Annotated in this window: 12 protein-coding genes and 3 pseudogenes; 5 read left to right on the top strand and 10 right to left on the bottom strand. The window is 33.6% G+C overall.

Going from position 1 to position 15,451, the window contains the following annotated elements:
• Positions 1 to 47: 47 nt before the first annotated feature.
• The 6 genes and pseudogenes from J3D55_RS12320 to J3D55_RS12295 form a co-directional block, all read right to left on the bottom strand.
• On the bottom strand, positions 48 to 1,658 hold the full coding sequence (locus J3D55_RS12320) for an ORC-CDC6 family AAA ATPase (RefSeq protein ID WP_259131491.1): 1,611 nt from the start codon (positions 1,656 to 1,658) through the stop codon (positions 48 to 50).
• 7 nt (positions 1,659 to 1,665) lie between these two features.
• Entirely contained in the window at positions 1,666 to 2,370 is a 705-nt protein-coding gene (locus J3D55_RS12315) for a hypothetical protein (RefSeq protein ID WP_259131490.1), read from the bottom strand.
• A gap of 132 nt (positions 2,371 to 2,502) precedes the next feature.
• The gene (locus J3D55_RS12310) at positions 2,503 to 3,078 is read right to left on the bottom strand and encodes a hypothetical protein (protein WP_259131488.1); all 576 of its coding nucleotides are present in this window, start codon (positions 3,076 to 3,078) and stop codon (positions 2,503 to 2,505) included.
• A 178-nt stretch (positions 3,079 to 3,256) separates the two neighbouring features.
• Positions 3,257 to 4,295 (bottom strand): annotated as a pseudogene (locus J3D55_RS12305) (peptidylprolyl isomerase).
• Positions 4,296 to 4,376: 81 nt separating this feature from the next.
• A complete protein-coding gene (locus tag J3D55_RS12300; RefSeq protein WP_259131485.1) occupies positions 4,377 to 4,886 on the bottom strand; it encodes an FKBP-type peptidyl-prolyl cis-trans isomerase in 510 nt (169 codons plus the stop codon).
• 728 nt (positions 4,887 to 5,614) lie between these two features.
• Positions 5,615 to 6,685, bottom strand: a complete 1,071-nt coding sequence (locus J3D55_RS12295; RefSeq protein WP_259131483.1) for a branched-chain amino acid aminotransferase — start codon at positions 6,683 to 6,685, stop codon at positions 5,615 to 5,617.
• Positions 6,686 to 6,769: 84 nt separating this feature from the next.
• On the opposite strand from J3D55_RS12295, the gene mnmC2 reads away from it, so the two are divergent.
• On the top strand, positions 6,770 to 7,444 hold the full coding sequence (gene mnmC2 / locus J3D55_RS12290; protein WP_259131481.1) for a tRNA (5-methylaminomethyl-2-thiouridine)(34)-methyltransferase MnmC2: 675 nt from the start codon (positions 6,770 to 6,772) through the stop codon (positions 7,442 to 7,444).
• 125 nt (positions 7,445 to 7,569) lie between these two features.
• Positions 7,570 to 7,986: an NUDIX domain-containing protein gene (locus J3D55_RS12285; RefSeq protein WP_259131479.1), complete on the top strand. Its 417-nt coding sequence runs from the start codon at positions 7,570 to 7,572 to the stop codon at positions 7,984 to 7,986.
• Positions 7,987 to 8,022: 36 nt separating this feature from the next.
• On the opposite strand, the pseudogene J3D55_RS12280 reads toward J3D55_RS12285, so the two are convergent.
• Positions 8,023 to 8,728: pseudogene (locus J3D55_RS12280) on the bottom strand (DUF4294 domain-containing protein).
• A 51-nt stretch (positions 8,729 to 8,779) separates the two neighbouring features.
• Between J3D55_RS12280 and chrP the strand changes: the two are divergent.
• Positions 8,780 to 9,857, top strand: a pseudogene (gene chrP, locus J3D55_RS12275) (chryseobasin maturation metalloprotease ChrP).
• Positions 9,858 to 9,971: 114 nt separating this feature from the next.
• Positions 9,972 to 10,622 (top strand): ribulose-phosphate 3-epimerase, encoded by a 651-nt coding sequence (gene rpe / locus J3D55_RS12270; protein WP_259131476.1) that lies wholly within the window; start codon positions 9,972 to 9,974, stop codon positions 10,620 to 10,622.
• Positions 10,623 to 10,851: 229 nt separating this feature from the next.
• Here rpe and chrI read toward each other — a convergent pair whose 3' ends face one another.
• Positions 10,852 to 11,337, bottom strand: a complete 486-nt coding sequence (gene chrI / locus J3D55_RS12265) for a chryseobasin maturation helper ChrI (protein WP_259131474.1) — start codon at positions 11,335 to 11,337, stop codon at positions 10,852 to 10,854.
• A gap of 595 nt (positions 11,338 to 11,932) precedes the next feature.
• Here chrI and J3D55_RS12260 point away from each other — a divergent pair.
• Entirely contained in the window at positions 11,933 to 13,678 is a 1,746-nt protein-coding gene (locus J3D55_RS12260) for an alpha-L-fucosidase (RefSeq protein ID WP_259131472.1), read from the top strand.
• A gap of 102 nt (positions 13,679 to 13,780) precedes the next feature.
• Here J3D55_RS12260 and J3D55_RS12255 read toward each other — a convergent pair whose 3' ends face one another.
• Both J3D55_RS12255 and rsgA read right to left on the bottom strand, forming a co-directional pair.
• Positions 13,781 to 14,197, bottom strand: a complete 417-nt coding sequence (locus J3D55_RS12255) for a nucleoside-diphosphate kinase (protein ID WP_259131470.1) — start codon at positions 14,195 to 14,197, stop codon at positions 13,781 to 13,783.
• Between the two features lie 316 nt (positions 14,198 to 14,513).
• Entirely contained in the window at positions 14,514 to 15,440 is a 927-nt protein-coding gene (rsgA, locus tag J3D55_RS12250; protein ID WP_259131468.1) for a ribosome small subunit-dependent GTPase A, read from the bottom strand.
• Positions 15,441 to 15,451: the final 11 nt, after the last annotated feature.

Genomic DNA, 15,451 nt, shown 5'->3' with positions numbered 1-15,451 from the left:
GGGTTTAGGGAAATTATAAACCGTCCTTGTGGGGACGGTCTGGCTATTTATCCATTTAAATATTCATATACAGAAGCAATTGCAGCACTTTTTACAAGCCTAGCTCTCTTATCTCCTACATAATAGACCGATTTTAATTGAGTTTCTGTTGTTATTAGAATATCTTTTATTGTATTAATTTGAATACTTCTTAAAGTTTGTTTAATCCAAGGTGTTAAATCAAGTACATTAATAGATTTACTTAATTCTTTATCAAGAATTTCAGAAATATCATTTTCCTCAAAATTAGGAATTACATCAGTCAAATCTCTAAAATTTGAGTTATTCATTCCAAACTCAGTCATTCTTTTAAGCGTAATACTTCTAGCAATTTGAAGTGCTGTACTAGAAGGTGCTGACTCAGAAGAAAAAACACAACCTAAATTGACTAAAATTCTATTTCCAATTTCAGAATTTGTAGCTTTTATTCCTTTACTATTTTCTTGAATAATTCCTGTATATTCTAAAAGCCTTAATGATTCTTTAATTGTTTGTGGTGCATCTTTGTGAACCCATATGAAACAAGTTGTTTGCTTATCATCTTCCAAATAAGAATTATTTTTTTTCTGAATTTCAGGCAGAACTATAATTTCAATAAACCTTCTTCCCCAATCAATTAATCCTTTATGCCCTGGATACTTTTCACTTAAGTTAGTATGTTCAGCTAATAATTCAATCCTATAAAATTCTCTTATAATTTCATTTATTTGCGTAGAATTTAATTTTGGTGCTCTCGCTATTGTTTTCAATAAAAATCTTGGATTACCCGATGCTGCATATGCGAGTATTGCAAAATTATTTCTATTCTTAGAAATTTCATTTAATAATTTACTATCAGCATCTGATTGTTTTTCTACAATCTCACGCATATTATCTATATAAGTCGGAGAAAAAATATCTCTATTGACATTAATAAATGTTGCATCTTGTGTTGGTTGAAAAATCTCACCATATGATGTAACCCCAGGATAAACAGCAGCATTACAAGACAAATAAGGTGTCCTCAGATCTCTAAACAATGTAAAAAATTGTCTTTGCTGTTCAGGTCTAAAAATATGTGCAGCTTCATCTATTAACAAAACAATACGCTTTATATTTAAATCTTCACAAATTTCTTGAATTGCATCTTTAAAATCGTCAATTGATGGAATGGATTCATATGCAATATCAACATCCGAACTTTTCCAAGAATTTTCATATTCGTTTTTTATATCTTCAATTTTAAGACTATTTTCAGAGTATTCACCACCACTTAATATATTAATTGATTGAGATAAATTTGCTAACAACCCTCTTTTTCGTAACTGTCTAATAACTTTGGAACAAATCAAAGCTAACATCCAATGAAAAAATTGATTTTCATCTTTTGAATGAATTAATGAACTTTTGTTAAAAGTAAGATAAACTGGTAGGACATTATCATTATTAAAATTCTTATTTAATTCTTCTTCTGCAACTTTCATGAGAAATGACTTTCCTACTCCACGACTACCAACTAGAATTGTTGGAGTAATTGATTTCAATTTGTCAATTATTTCTCTATCCTGTCTTGTTTCAACAAATAATCTTAATATATCTTCATTGGGTATATCCTCTGTTCTAAAAAGTAAATCTGACATATTTATTTTATTGATTTATATATTGCATTATTACACTAATTGAAGTAAATTCTTCAGATATAGATGCTTCAATTTCCTTGTAATCTTCAGTTTTTAAAAATTTTAAGTATCTCAAACATATTGAAAATAAAACTATTCTTTTAATAATGTTTGCAAGTGTGTTCCATTCAATGAACAGCTCTTCAGAATATTCCAAACCTTCCGGAATTTTATCAATTACAGATAAGTTTCCATGCACATATTCTGAACACTCTCGATACACTTTTTTTGTTATAGCTTTAAAGTGTGATATTTCTGAATCTAATTCAGAAAAAAAAGCTCTACAAAATTTTTTAGAAAAAACACCTTTTTCATCATCCATTAATTCAGACCAATAGGTATCTCTTTCTCCTATTTTCCATAGATTCAATTCTATTTCTTTTGCTGAAAACATTATTGCCACCAACGTTCTTTCTAAAAAAAAACGAAGTCCCATGAAAGCTTGTTGATACAATCCCAATGAACAACTTAGTTGTGAGATTTGATATTCTTTTATTGCATTTTTAAATATACTAATTTCAGGTCTATCTTTCAAAATTTCTAACCAACTTTCAAAGTCAGCTAAAAAGCTATGATTACTATTGAATAATTCTAAATCAGTATTGCTTAAACTTTCATGCAAAATATTAGTAACTGTTGATCCAGCCTCTTTATAATATTCTATTGTGGTCATATTAAATATTTAGTTTTATTTAAAATATGCAATATAACTATACATAATATTAAAGTTATCCGTATTTTCCCTGAAATTTTCACAAAAAAAGCCACCCTCTCGGATAGCTTCAAAATATTTTAAAATCAACTTCTAAAATTTATCAAGAACTTTCTTCGGCAACACTTTTACCAATTGAGGTTTATATTCCTTTTCAAGAATGACAAACTTCCATGATTTTTTATCTTTTGAAACGGCACAGGCTTTCATATTGGCGTTGATGAGATATGAACCTTCATTGGCTAAATATTTCACATTATTCGCGCCGTATTTAGCTGTTAAGGCGTTGCTCATTTTCTTTTTCATATCGTCATTCAGTGAACTGACATTGCATTTCAGTTTCAGAAAATAATTGGTAATGGAAAAATATTCGCCACTGATGAGTTCCGGTTTTTCAATATTCCCGAACTGTAAATTCTGTACTTCAATTTTCATGAACGGATTGTTGTACGTCATATTCAAAATCTGGGTCATCTGTTCTTTCGAAACGATGGTGAAAAATTTGGGATAGATACAGCTTACCGCCTGATCGATCTGTTTAGATTTAATACTGTTCACAAAATAGGTAAGCGATTTTTTAATTGCTGCATCGTCAGGATTTGCCTTGGTCTGCGCAAAAGTCACGAACGACAACAGAACGAACAGAAAGAGAAGTGATTTGGTTTTCATTATTTAAGGTTGTTACAAATTTTAAGATTGCTTTTTAATAGAAAGTAATTGAACTTTCCAGATACATTATATTATCAAATCTGTCGCAGCATTTAGGCAAATCGTTACAAAATATATTTCAGTTGCATAAAAAAAGCCATCCTTTCGGACGGCTTTTCAAAATATTTTTAAGATTCAATTATTTCACTTTTACAAGCTCAACATCGAAAACTAACCATGCATTTGGTGGGATCACTCCTCCTGCACCTCTTTCTCCATAACCCATTGCTGGTGGAATCAATAAAGTAGCAGTTTCCCCTTCTTTTAATAAAAGGATACCTTCGTCCCAACCTTTGATTACTCTTCCCATTCCGATAGGAATTTCGATCGGTTCGTTTCTTTTGAATGAAGAATCGAACTCAGTTCCGTCTACCAACTTTCCAGCGTAGTGTACAGAAATATTATCACCTGATTTTGGAGCTTTTCCGTCAGTTGTTTTCGTGATTTTATAGTAAAGACCAGATTCAGTTTTTTGCATACCTGCTTTCAGGTCTTCTACCATTTTCAATTGGTTTGCAGCGAATTCTTCTTCTTTTTTCTTTTTATCAGCTTCTTCTTTAGCGATAGCAGCTCTGTTATTTTCTGCGATTTTAGCTTTTCCTTCTGTGAAAGTTTTTGCAGGATCGTAGTTTTTGTACTCGTCACCTTTGCTGAAAACAGAAACTTTTTCTAAAACGATATCAGTTTTAGGCTTGTCCTGAGCTCCTTTTTCTACGTTGGCAATAGCATCGATCACATCATCTCCTTTTACCACTTTTCCGAAAATCGTGTGTTTTCCGTCTAACCAAGGAGTAGCCACTTCTGTGATGAAGAACTGAGAAACCGTTGGTATTTGGTCCTGAATTCGCCATAGAAAGGATTCCTTTTCCTGTATGATGAAGGTCGTTTCTTTCGTCCTCGAATTTATATCCAGGATCTCCCATTCCTGTTCCTTGAGGATCTCCCCCCTGAATCATGAAATCTTTGATCACTCTGTGGAAAATCGTTCCGTCATAGAAAGGAACTCCTTTTGCTTTCGCTTTGTTATCGATTTTTCCTTCTGCAAGACCAACAAAGTTAGCCACAGTTACAGGCGCTTTTTTGTCTTCAAGTTTTACGATTAAGTTACCTTTTGTCGTTTGAAGATTCGCATAAAGTCCGTCATTAAGACCTTCGTAAGTTTCTTTGTCTACGTTCATTTTTTTATAAATTGGTGTACAACTCATCAGCGAGATACTTGCCGCCGCCAGAATTATATTCTTGTTAAACAATTTCATTGATTATAATGCTTTTAATTTTATGATTAAAGGGATGTCGTTGTCTATTTTCTTTTCGTCTCCATAAGTTCCGTATGCCAGAGAAGACGGCACCAAAAGCGTAACTTCCTCACCATCATGTATAAAACGCAAAGCATCTTCTACCGCTTTTAATTCATCAAAGTGTCCGAATTTGGCATCTCTTCTTCCGATCGGCTCGTCGTAAAGCTTGGTTTCGTCAAAATCATAAAGATCATAAGAATAGGAAATTAAAGTATTATCCTGCCTTCTCTGTCTTTGGTCGAATCCCTGTGTGCTTACCCAGTAATTAAGCTGAGTGGAATAATATTTCACCGGCTGATTGTTGATCCATTCCTGCATGTGCATTCTTTCCTGAGTGTTGAGATTTTTCATTCTCTCTCTGGAAACATTAAGATCATCTTTGCTAAGAACACCGCCAATAGGAGGATGAGTCTGCGCATTTTTGCTGCAGCTCAGTAAACCTAAGATCGATATGAAGAGTATTTTTTTCATAAACTTTTGCGAAAATACACATTTCGTGAATCACTTACAAAACTTGAAGAACTTATTGAAATAAAATTTTGACCATTTTTAAAAATAAATGGGTTTTAAATCATCGTTTTTAAAATAAAGACCTATTTATTCCTGTGGATGTTTTAAATATAATCTTTGCGTTGAAAAATTTAAAGCATTAAGAGCCCGTTTAAATTTTATATTACAAATTTTGTAACCTGTTTGAAAATATATTTTTTTGAAAGTGAAAGTTTTTACATTGAAAGACTTAAGATCTTTTCAAACAAAATCTGTTATTCTTTTTAACGCAAAGATTCTAATTACATTACGCATTATTTTTAGAAGGCAAAGGCAAATAATATTTGCTTCGCAAAGCGTGAAAACAACGCTTCATCAAATCAACTTGTTGATTCATCTTTGCTCACTTAATTAAATTAATATTGAATAAATCTTTGCGTTAAAAAATCAGCAGTAAATTTTAAAATGTTTGAATCAAATTTAAACAGACTCTAAGATTTTTTTTAAGGAGTTGAGCTTCATTAAGAAAATTATATTGATTTTTAAAGTTCTCTTTGTGAGGCTCAAATCCTCGAAGCCTTTTTTTTTAAATGTGCAAATTCTCCTGCATAATCCTTCGAGAACCTCAGGATGACAGCGTTGATATTAAATGGATCTTAAAACAAAAAAGCCGGGAAAATTCCCGACTTTATATTTAATTTTAAGTTTAATTAAACCGTTTCCAAAACGTGATCAACCAATACTCTCCATCCGAAAGGATCTTCCGTAAGATTAGTCTGTAAATCTACCAAGTCGCTTTTTAAAATAACTGCAAAGCTTTCTTCGTCTGATAATCTTGGTAATTCTAATTTCTCCCCATTGTAACCCAAAGCTTGGAAAACAGTTGTAACAACCGCAGTTCCTACTCCCCAAACTTCTTTCAAAGTTCCGTTTTTCTGAGCTTCTACAACATCTTTTACTTTAATAGGCTCTACTTTTACTTCAAATCCTCTTTTCTTAGCCAAAGTAATAAAACTGTCTCTTGTAACACCGTCTAAGATTTTTTCTGAAGTTGGTGGAGTAAAAATCGTATCGTTGATTCTTACGAAAACATTCATTGTTCCACTTTCTTCAAAATATTCGTGAGTGGCATCATCTGTCCAGATAATCTGGTCATATCCTTCATCGATAGCCAACTGAGTCGGGTAGAAAGATGCAGCATAGTTTCCTGCCGCTTTAGCAGAACCTACTCCACCGCTTGCCGCTCTTGAATAATGGTCTGAAATTTTCACAGAAACAGGCTCTGTATAATACATTTTTGCAGGTGTTGCAACGATTGCAAACATATATTTATTAGACACTCTTGCTTTCAATGCTTCTTCCGTAGCGAAAATCAAAGGTCTGATATACAAAGAATTACCTTCTCCCTGAGGAATCCAGTCTCTGTCGATGTCAACTAATGCTTTTAAACCTTCTAAAAACATCTCTTCAGTTACTTCAGGCATTGCAAGACGCGTCGCCGACTTGTTGATACGTTCAAAATTCTTTTCAGGTCTGAAAAGGAAAACCTGTCCGTCTTTGTCTTTGTAGGCTTTCATACCTTCAAAACAAGCCTGTCCGTAATTTACCCCCATCATTGCAGGCGTAAATGCCATAGGACCATAAGGAACCAGTTTCACATCCCCCCATTTTCCATCTTCATACTCACATATTACCATATGATCTATAAAAGTATTTCCAAATGAAAAATTAGTTGGGTCGAATGTAGAAATTCTGGAGTTCTCAGTTTTTTGAATTATCATTTCTAAAATTTTTTATGATGTTCTACAAATTTAACATAATTTTCTAAATATAAAAATTTTAGAGTAAATTTGTAAAAAAATAGCTTGAAAAGAGAAATCAAAACCACAAACGACGGAAGTAAAACATTGTTTATCAATGAATTAAATGAAAACTACCATTCCCATCATGGTGCTCTTCAGGAAGCCGAACATGTGTTTATCAAAAACGGATTAAATCTGGTAAATGATTATGAAATTAATATTTTAGAACTCGGTTTTGGAACAGGTTTGAATGTTTTGGTAACAATTAATGAATATTTAAAAACTGACAAAAATCATATCATCAACTATTTTTCACTCGAAAAGTATCCCATAAATGAATCCGAAATTAACGATTTGGCCTATTTTGAGCTCTTCGATAACCCGGAATTCAAAAATATTTATCAAAAAATTCATCAGGCAGATTGGGAAAAACCAGTTGAAATCCTTAAAGGATTTAATTTAAAAAAGATACAATGCGACTTCTTTGACCTGAAAGACATAGACTTACCAAAAATTAACCTTGTTTATTTTGATTGCTTCGGAGCAAGAGTACAACCCGACCTTTGGGAGAAACCTCTTTTTGAATTGGTCTCAGACAAAATGGCGGTTAACGGACTTTTAACAACTTACTCTTCAAAAGGAAGCGTAAGAAGAATTTTGCAAGAGCTCGATTTTAAAGTAGAAAAGAAAGCGGGACCTCCCGGAAAGAGAGAGATGATTAATGCTATTAAATTGTAGGCTGGAAGTCGGAAGGTGGGTGATAGAAGTTTATAACTAACTGTTTAACGCCTTGCAAAATCCTTCATCTTCGAGCTTCCAACTTCCGGCAAAAATTCATAAATTAGCTATCCAAATTATTATATATGATAGATAAGATCAACATTAGAGTATATGCTTGTGCGGTGAAGGATAAAAAAGTTTTGACTTTATTTGAAGAATATGTGGGCGAACCTTTAATGAAATTTCCGGGTGGCGGATTGGAGTTTGGCGAAGGAGTAATAGACTGCCTGCACCGCGAATTCGATGAAGAGCTGAATGTGAAAATTGAAATTGTAGAACATTTTTATACGCAGGAAGATTTTCTTGTTTCGCGTTTTAGAGAAAACGAACAATTGCTTACTATATATTACCTTGTAAATATTGTCAATGAAGAAGATTTCCTTATCCTCGATCCCTGCATCGAAAAAACAGAATGGATTGATCTGAATACTCCCGACAATCTGTTTCCTTTACCAATAGATAAAATCGTTTTCGATAAATTAAAAGAAAAATTCCTGTAAACTATTTTACAGGAATTTCTTATTTATGTTTGTATTCTATTTATATACTTTAAATTTTTCCGCTCCCGGATAAGGCTGCAAATACCCCGAATTCCAGTTAGATTGAAGCAGTGATTCCAGATATTCATCGGTTTCTGTTAGCATGCGGATCATATTTATCCTTAAGATCAATATCTGCCATTTTCCCTTTTACATTCCACCAGAAAGCGCTCCATCCTCCTCTTAATTCTTTAATGATTTCGTAGACATTTTTTCCGGTTGCCCTGTTTAATAATTTTCCAAAAATCTGACCTTCTGTTGTTGTTAAATCTCTTAATTGCTTTTCATACTGATCTGCCAATATATTTTGCCTGTCTCTAATGTATTTTCTTTTGGCTTTACTGTCAAGATTAGTCATTTCTTCCTGTATATCTCTATATTGTTGCAAAGCTGTCAGAAATAAAGGATATACTCTGTATAATTTTTTATTAAGGAAATAATAATAATTTCTGTCGAGCTGATTGTTGAATTTCGGTTTATTGATTAACACCAATTCATCCATTACAACCACGGTTTCGCCGTTGATATCATACACTCGCATCTTCTGCCTTTCGTCATAATAGTATTTTTTTCCGAATTCATCAGTTTTCAGTAAATCCTGTGGATACTGGCTCAAAGGAATTGCGATCACAGAATCCTTCTGACCAAAAACACAGACTCCGAAAAAGAAAAGAAAAAGATAAATAATCTTGCTAAAATTCATTATTTTTACGCTTATTACAACGAAAATTAAACGCAAAAATCATTCCTTTTTATGAAATTTGAGAAGAAATCTTTAAAATTTTTAGAAAAATATTTAAACACATCATCGCCAACAGGTTACGAACATGCGGGTCAAAAAATCTGGATGGATTACATCAGACCTTATGTCGACAAAATTGAAGTAGATCATTACGGAACTTGCTATGGGATAATTAATCCGGAGGCGGAATTTAAAGTAGTTATTGAAGCTCATGCCGATGAAATCTCTTGGTACGTGAATTACATTACAGACGACGGTTTGATCTATGTAATCCGAAACGGAGGTTCAGATCAGACGATTGCGCCTTCAAAGGTCGTTCACATTCATGGCGAAAAAGGTATCGTGAAAGGTGTCTTCGGATGGCCTGCAATTCACACAAGAGGTGCCAATCAAAATGAACCGATTCCGAAAATCGAAAATATTTTTATCGATTGTGGAGCAACGACCAAAGAAGAAGTTGAAAATATGGGAATCTACGTCGGATGCATGATTACGTATCCCGATGAATTCTTCGAAATGAACGACCGTTATTTTGTTTGCCGTGCTTTAGACAACAGAATCGGCGGATTTATGATTGCGGAAGTAGCAAGACTTTTAAAGGAAAATAAAAAAACAATTCCTTTTGGTTTATATATCACGAATTCCGTGCAGGAAGAAGTAGGTTTATACGGAGCCGATATGATTGCAGATACGATTAAACCCAATATCGCCATCGTTACCGATGTTACGCACGACACGACAACTCCAATGATCGAAAAGAAAAAAGAAGGTGACCAGAAATGCGGAGCCGGACCGGTTGTTTTCTTTGCACCAAGCGTTCATCACACGATCAGAGAATTGATTATTGATACGGCAAAAAACAAAGAAATCCCTTTCCAAAGAGCAGCTGCAAGCAGAGCAACGGGAACTGATACCGATGCTTTTGCCCACTCAAACGGCGGAGTTTCCGAGTGCATTAATTTCTCTACCTTTGCGTTACATGCACACAACGGTGGAAATGGTGTCTAAAGAAGATGTAGGAAATGTGATAAAACTGATCTACGAAACGCTTCTGAAGATAACACCGGAAATGAAATTGAAGTATCATTAAGAAGAGACATCAGATGCAAGACATTAGATATTAGACTAAATTATTACGTAAATTTTTAAGTCTGAATTCTGAAATCTTTAATCTGAAATCTAATATTAAGTATAAAAAGTAAAAATGAAAACGAAGCTTATTGCTCCTTCCCTTTTATCTGCAGACTTCGGGAATCTGCAAAGAGACATTGAAATGCTGAACAATTCGCAGGCAGACTGGTTTCATATCGACGTGATGGACGGAAGATTTGTTCCGAATATCTCTTTCGGTTTTCCGGTAATGAAAACGGTTCAGCAACATGCAAAGAAGTTTGTAGATGTGCATTTAATGATCGTAGAGCCTGAGAAATATGTTGAAGAGTTCATCAATCACGGTGCAGATCTTATTTCCATTCATTATGAAGCTTGTACGCATCTTCACAGAACAATTCATCATATTCAGAGTTTAGGTGCAAAAGCAGGAGTTGTTTTAAATCCTTCCACTCCGGTTTTGATGTTGGAAGATATCATTGCTGATGTAGATTTGGTATTGTTAATGAGTGTAAATCCGGGGTTCGGAGGACAGAAATTCATTGAAAATACATACAAGAAAATTGCTGAAACCAAAGATTTGATTTTAAGCAACAATTCTACCGCATTAATCGAAATTGATGGAGGAGTAAACTTGGACAATGCAGCAAAACTTTTCGAAGCCGGAGCAGATGTTTTGGTTGCAGGAAACGCAGTATTTTCAGCAGAAAACCCGGAAAGAACCATTGAATTATTGAAGATTTAATTCTTTAACAATATAAAACAAAAAAGGGCAACTCAATGAGTTGCCTTTCTTCTTAATGAAAATCTGAGCCTTTAATGGTTATTAGTTTTTGAAGACTTTGATGCTTAAATTTCCTTTTCTAATACTGATGTAAAGATGACAATAAAATCGGATATAAACCATCCGTAAAAACACGGAATTTTAGCTTACGTATTTTTACTTAATTGAAATTTTGTTTAAAACTTCCCACTCAATCCACCTTGTTCCAGATACAGGCGCAAACCGTTAAAACTATTGTTATTACAGAAAAAATGGTTCTGATGTTGTTTAAAAAATTCCATCTGTTTTCAAATGTATCACGCATTTCTTTGATCTTCTGTGCCGTTGAATTTGCCATATCAAATTTGTCTAACTGATCATTGAGAGGAACATTTCCAAACATGGTCACTGCAAAAACTCCGAGCAAATAAGCCAAAGTTGCCAATAAAAGAAGAAGAAAAACAGGATGTTGACCGCGATAAATGAAAGTTGATATCGGAAGCAGAAATGCCGTTCCCATAAAACTCATAAAAAACACCGGATTCAGGATTTCCCGATTGATGGATTGCATAGATTTCAAATATTCGGTGTCTGATAATTTTCCCAATCCCAAAACGACTGAACACGAATAGGCGTAAAAAAGTCCTGCTATTAAAGCAGTGAGCGTTGCTGTGACGATAAGAAGTAGGGTTGTCATTTTCATATATTTTATTTTGATAGTTCTGAATTTGTGGGTTTATAAAAATAATACATTACGCTTGTTTAAACTTTTATTTTTAGCAGGTTTTTATTTTTTTCTTCGAAATTTAGAGAATTCCATAGAAATAATCCAAGACGTATATGAAGCGGTATATTACTACTATTCTAAATTATAATTTTTCACAAGGTTTGTCATTCCGCAGGAATCTAAGCGCGAATCTTTCCATACTATTTTTTAAAAACCTTGCTTAGATTCCTACCGGAATGACAAACGACCTGTTTATTTCCAAATATTGAAAGAACAACAAGATTTCTAGCTATGAAAATAGCGAGTTGTGAAAGCAGGAAAACCTTCAAATAAAAAGTTTATTAAATTAAATCAATTCTATCCTGAAAATCATTAAATTATAAAAGATATTTTCATGTTTATTAAGTCAAATCATTATTAAATACAGATTTTGTCGCAGCTTTCCTTATTTTAGTGATCTAAAGAAAAAAAATGAAAGGCAAATTCATCAGCATATTATCATTGGGATTGATTTTAATAACAGGAAAAATCAATGCTCAGAAACTCCACTTCCGATCACAAAAAAATGGAATGGTTTCAGGAAGCCAAACTTGGGATTTTTATTCATTGGGGAATTTATTCGGTCGACGGAATTTCAGAATCCTGGGCTTTTTTCAATAATTACATCAACCATGAAAATTATATGAAACAGCTGAACGGATTTTCTGCTTCCCATTACAAACCCGATGAATGGGTAAAACTGATCAAAGATTCAGGTGCAAAATATGCCGTAATTACCACAAAACATCACGATGGCGTTTCTCTTTGGGATTCAAAAGCAGAAAAAGCGACGACGATTCCTAAAAATTCTTTAGCTCAAAAAGATGTTTTAACACCTTTCGTTTCCGAACTGAAAAAATCAGGCTTAAAAACCGGGCTCTACTACTCGCTTCCCGACTGGAGCCATCCTTATTATGATATTAATACAAGAACAAAAAAGCGGTATGAAATTAAGAATGATCCTCAAAGATGGCAAAATTTCATCACGTATTATCAAACTCAACTGAATGAACTTTCCACTCAATATAAACCCGATCTTTTATGGTTTGACGGCGATTGGGAACACACTTCCGATGAATGGAAAGCCCCTGAAACGCTGAAAAATTTAAGAAAATACAATCCGAATATTATTGTTAATTCAAGATTGAATAATCATGGAGATTACGAAACTCCGGAACAGGGAATTCCTGTCGTAAAACCACAAAACAAATATTGGGAATTGTGTTATACAATGAACGATTCTTGGGGATTTCAGCCTTTTGACAACAATTACAAAACGCCCAATATGATTGTAAGAACTTTGGCAGACGTCATCAGTATGGGAGGAAATTTATTATTGGATATCGGTCCGAAAGCAGACGGAACACTTCCGGAACAACAGGTTGAGATCTTAAAAAATCTAGCAAGATGGACTTCAAAAAATTCTGATGCCATCTATGGAACAAGAGGAGGCTTACCTTTCGAAAACTATAAAGGAAAATCTGCGTTTTCAAAAGACGGAAAAAAAATATTCTTTTACCTTGAAGAAGCAAAAGACTTTGTAAAGATTTATGGATTATTATCAATGCCAAAATCAGCGAAAATTGTTGGAACTAATCAAAAAATAAATTTCACAATAGAAAAAAATCAAAACATTACGTTTGATCTTTCGAACGTGAAGTTCGATCAGGATGTTACCGTTGTAGAATTAGATGTAGAGCAAATTTTAATTCTAAAAGATATTAATAAAGACCAACCTACATTTAATGAGATCTTAGAAAACAAAAATTCAAAAGTAGCAGCTTACGAGATTGCAGAACAATTACATTCAGGGAAAAACATTTTTGATAATTCAGGATTAACGATTGATGGATTGGATATGAAGATTCAAAGAACAGACAAAACAAATCCTGAAACGCTACAATGGATCAGCAAACATGCTGAAGCTCTTTTTGAAACAGAAAAAGGTTTACCCAACGGACATTTCTCAGGAAATTCGGTACTTTCGAAAGATAAAAAAACACTCTATCTTTTCGTAGAAGGAATTCCGACCGGATCGATTGCTTTAAAAGGAATCAAAAACGAAATTGCAAGAATCAGAATCGTTGGTGAAGGTTCGATGATCTCTCACAGAATTTACAATAAATTATATTGGAGCCAGATTCCGGGAATTATTTACATCGATGTTCCAAAAGAAAGATTAGACAAAAATATGACGGTAATTGCGATTTTACTGGACAAACCCATCGAATTGTATCGTGAAAAAGTGGAAGCTCTTGAAAATAATTTATAAGTTTCAAATCCCTAACTTGTCACATTTTAATACATTATGTCATATAAAAAGCAAAATCCGAAGAATATGATTCTCCGGATTTTTATTTTGAAGTAATTTTTCTTAGAAAATCTCTCTTCCAGAAAAATGGAATTGTGCTTCGATAAGAGCGTTCTCGTCAGAATCTGAACCGTGAACAGCATTTTCTCCAATGCTTCTTGCAAACATTTTTCTGATTGTACCTTCAGCAGCTTCAGCCGGGTTTGTAGCACCGATCAAAGTTCTGAAATCTTCAACAGCATTGTCTTTTTCAAGAACAGCAGCAACGATTGGTCCAGAGCTCATGAAGTCTACCAATTCTCCGTAGAAAGGTCTTTCAGCGTGTACTTCATAGAATTTTTTTGCATCAGCAAGAGTAAGTTGAGTTAATTTCAAAGCTTTGATCTTGAATCCTCCTTCTGAAATTTTACCTAATATAGCACCGATATGTCCGTCAGCAACAGCATCAGGCTTAATCATAGTGAATGTAATGTTAGACATAAATGTATATTTTTTTAATGGCGCAAAAATACAAAAAATATTTCTGATTTTAATTTTAAAATATTTTTAACAAAAAAATAACTTTTATTAAGAAATCATGAACTCAACTTTGGCACAGTAATTGTTAATTTTATTCCGATTCTCATGTTTAATTTGAGTTTTCATGGTTATTAGTTTTTACCCAGCCTCGGCTGGGTTTTTTATTGCCCTATTTTCCCCAAATTTACGACCTAGCTCGTCCATAACGAAACAATTAAACCCCTGTTTAAATTTTAAACAGAGTATATTACAATTCGTTCACATAAAAAATTACAGATTATTTTTGAGCTTCTTCTTCCGCCTCTTCCATCAATTTGATGTAGGTAGCATATCTCGAATGTTGAATTTCTCCGGTTTCCAATGCGTCGAGTACGGCACATTTCGGTTCGTTAATATGCATACAATTGTGAAATTTGCATTCTTTTCTCTTTCTGAAAATCTCAGGAAAGTAATGCTGAACTTCTTCTTTTTGAATATCGATCATTGCAAATTCTCGAACTCCGGGAGTATCAATTACATTTCCGCCAAAATGCCAAAAGTGCATCTGCGCAAAAGTAGTTGTATGCTTTCCTTTTAAATGCGTGTCGGAAATTTCAGAAGTTTTTAAATTTAATCCTGGCTGTAGAGCATTCACCAACGTAGATTTTCCACAACCGGAATGCCCGAAAAACACAGAGGTTTTATCTTTAAGAAGCTCTTCTAGCTCGTTAAAGTTTAATTTTGAATAAGAAGATATTTCCAAAGAATCATAGCCGATTTCCTGATAAAGAAACTCGATGTCTTTTACGATTTCAATTTCTTCTTCATGCAAAACATCAATCTTATTGAATAAAATTAACGGCAAAATATTGTACGCTTCACAACATGCCAAAAATCGGTCTAGAAAACCAAGTGATGTTTCAGGATGTTTTAACGTAAAAATAAAGCATGCCAAATCGATATTGGATGCAATAATGTGTGCTTCTTTTGAAAGGTTGACGGATTTTCTGATCAGGTAATTTCTGCGCGAATCAATTTTCGTAATCCATGCGATATCATCCTGCTCCAGCTGAAATTCCACAAAATCTCCTACAGCAAGAGGATTGGTTAATCTTGTTTTAATTAATTTAAATTTCCCGCGAATTCTGGCTTCGAAAATTCTATTGGTTTCCATTTCCAAAACCTGATACCAACTTCCCGTAGATTTAATGATTTTTCCTTTCATATATTAAGATG

It is taken from the genome of Chryseobacterium ginsenosidimutans, assembly GCF_024807225.1.
GTDB classification, from domain to species: Bacteria; Bacteroidota; Bacteroidia; order Flavobacteriales; family Weeksellaceae; genus Chryseobacterium; species Chryseobacterium ginsenosidimutans.
Note: the sequence above shows the minus strand (reverse complement) of the source record. Positions and strands in the feature narration are given on the sequence as shown.

Excerpts from the sequence above, each read along its gene's own strand:
- J3D55_RS12285 (WP_259131479.1), top strand. The coding sequence starts at position 7,570 with ATGATAGATAAGATCAACATTAGAGTATATGCTTGTGCGGTGAAGGAT.
- J3D55_RS12260 (WP_259131472.1), top strand. The coding sequence starts at position 11,933 with ATGGAATGGTTTCAGGAAGCCAAACTTGGGATTTTTATTCATTGGGGA.
- J3D55_RS12320 (WP_259131491.1), bottom strand. The coding sequence starts at position 1,658 with ATGTCAGATTTACTTTTTAGAACAGAGGATATACCCAATGAAGATATA.
- J3D55_RS12255 (WP_259131470.1), bottom strand. The coding sequence starts at position 14,197 with ATGTCTAACATTACATTCACTATGATTAAGCCTGATGCTGTTGCTGAC.
- chrI (WP_259131474.1), bottom strand. The coding sequence starts at position 11,337 with ATGACAACCCTACTTCTTATCGTCACAGCAACGCTCACTGCTTTAATA.
- J3D55_RS12315 (WP_259131490.1), bottom strand. The coding sequence starts at position 2,370 with ATGACCACAATAGAATATTATAAAGAGGCTGGATCAACAGTTACTAAT.
- J3D55_RS12295 (WP_259131483.1), bottom strand. The coding sequence starts at position 6,685 with ATGATAATTCAAAAAACTGAGAACTCCAGAATTTCTACATTCGACCCA.
- rpe (WP_259131476.1), top strand. The coding sequence starts at position 9,972 with ATGAAAACGAAGCTTATTGCTCCTTCCCTTTTATCTGCAGACTTCGGG.
- J3D55_RS12310 (WP_259131488.1), bottom strand. The coding sequence starts at position 3,078 with ATGAAAACCAAATCACTTCTCTTTCTGTTCGTTCTGTTGTCGTTCGTG.
- rsgA (WP_259131468.1), bottom strand. The coding sequence starts at position 15,440 with ATGAAAGGAAAAATCATTAAATCTACGGGAAGTTGGTATCAGGTTTTG.
- J3D55_RS12300 (WP_259131485.1), bottom strand. The coding sequence starts at position 4,886 with ATGAAAAAAATACTCTTCATATCGATCTTAGGTTTACTGAGCTGCAGC.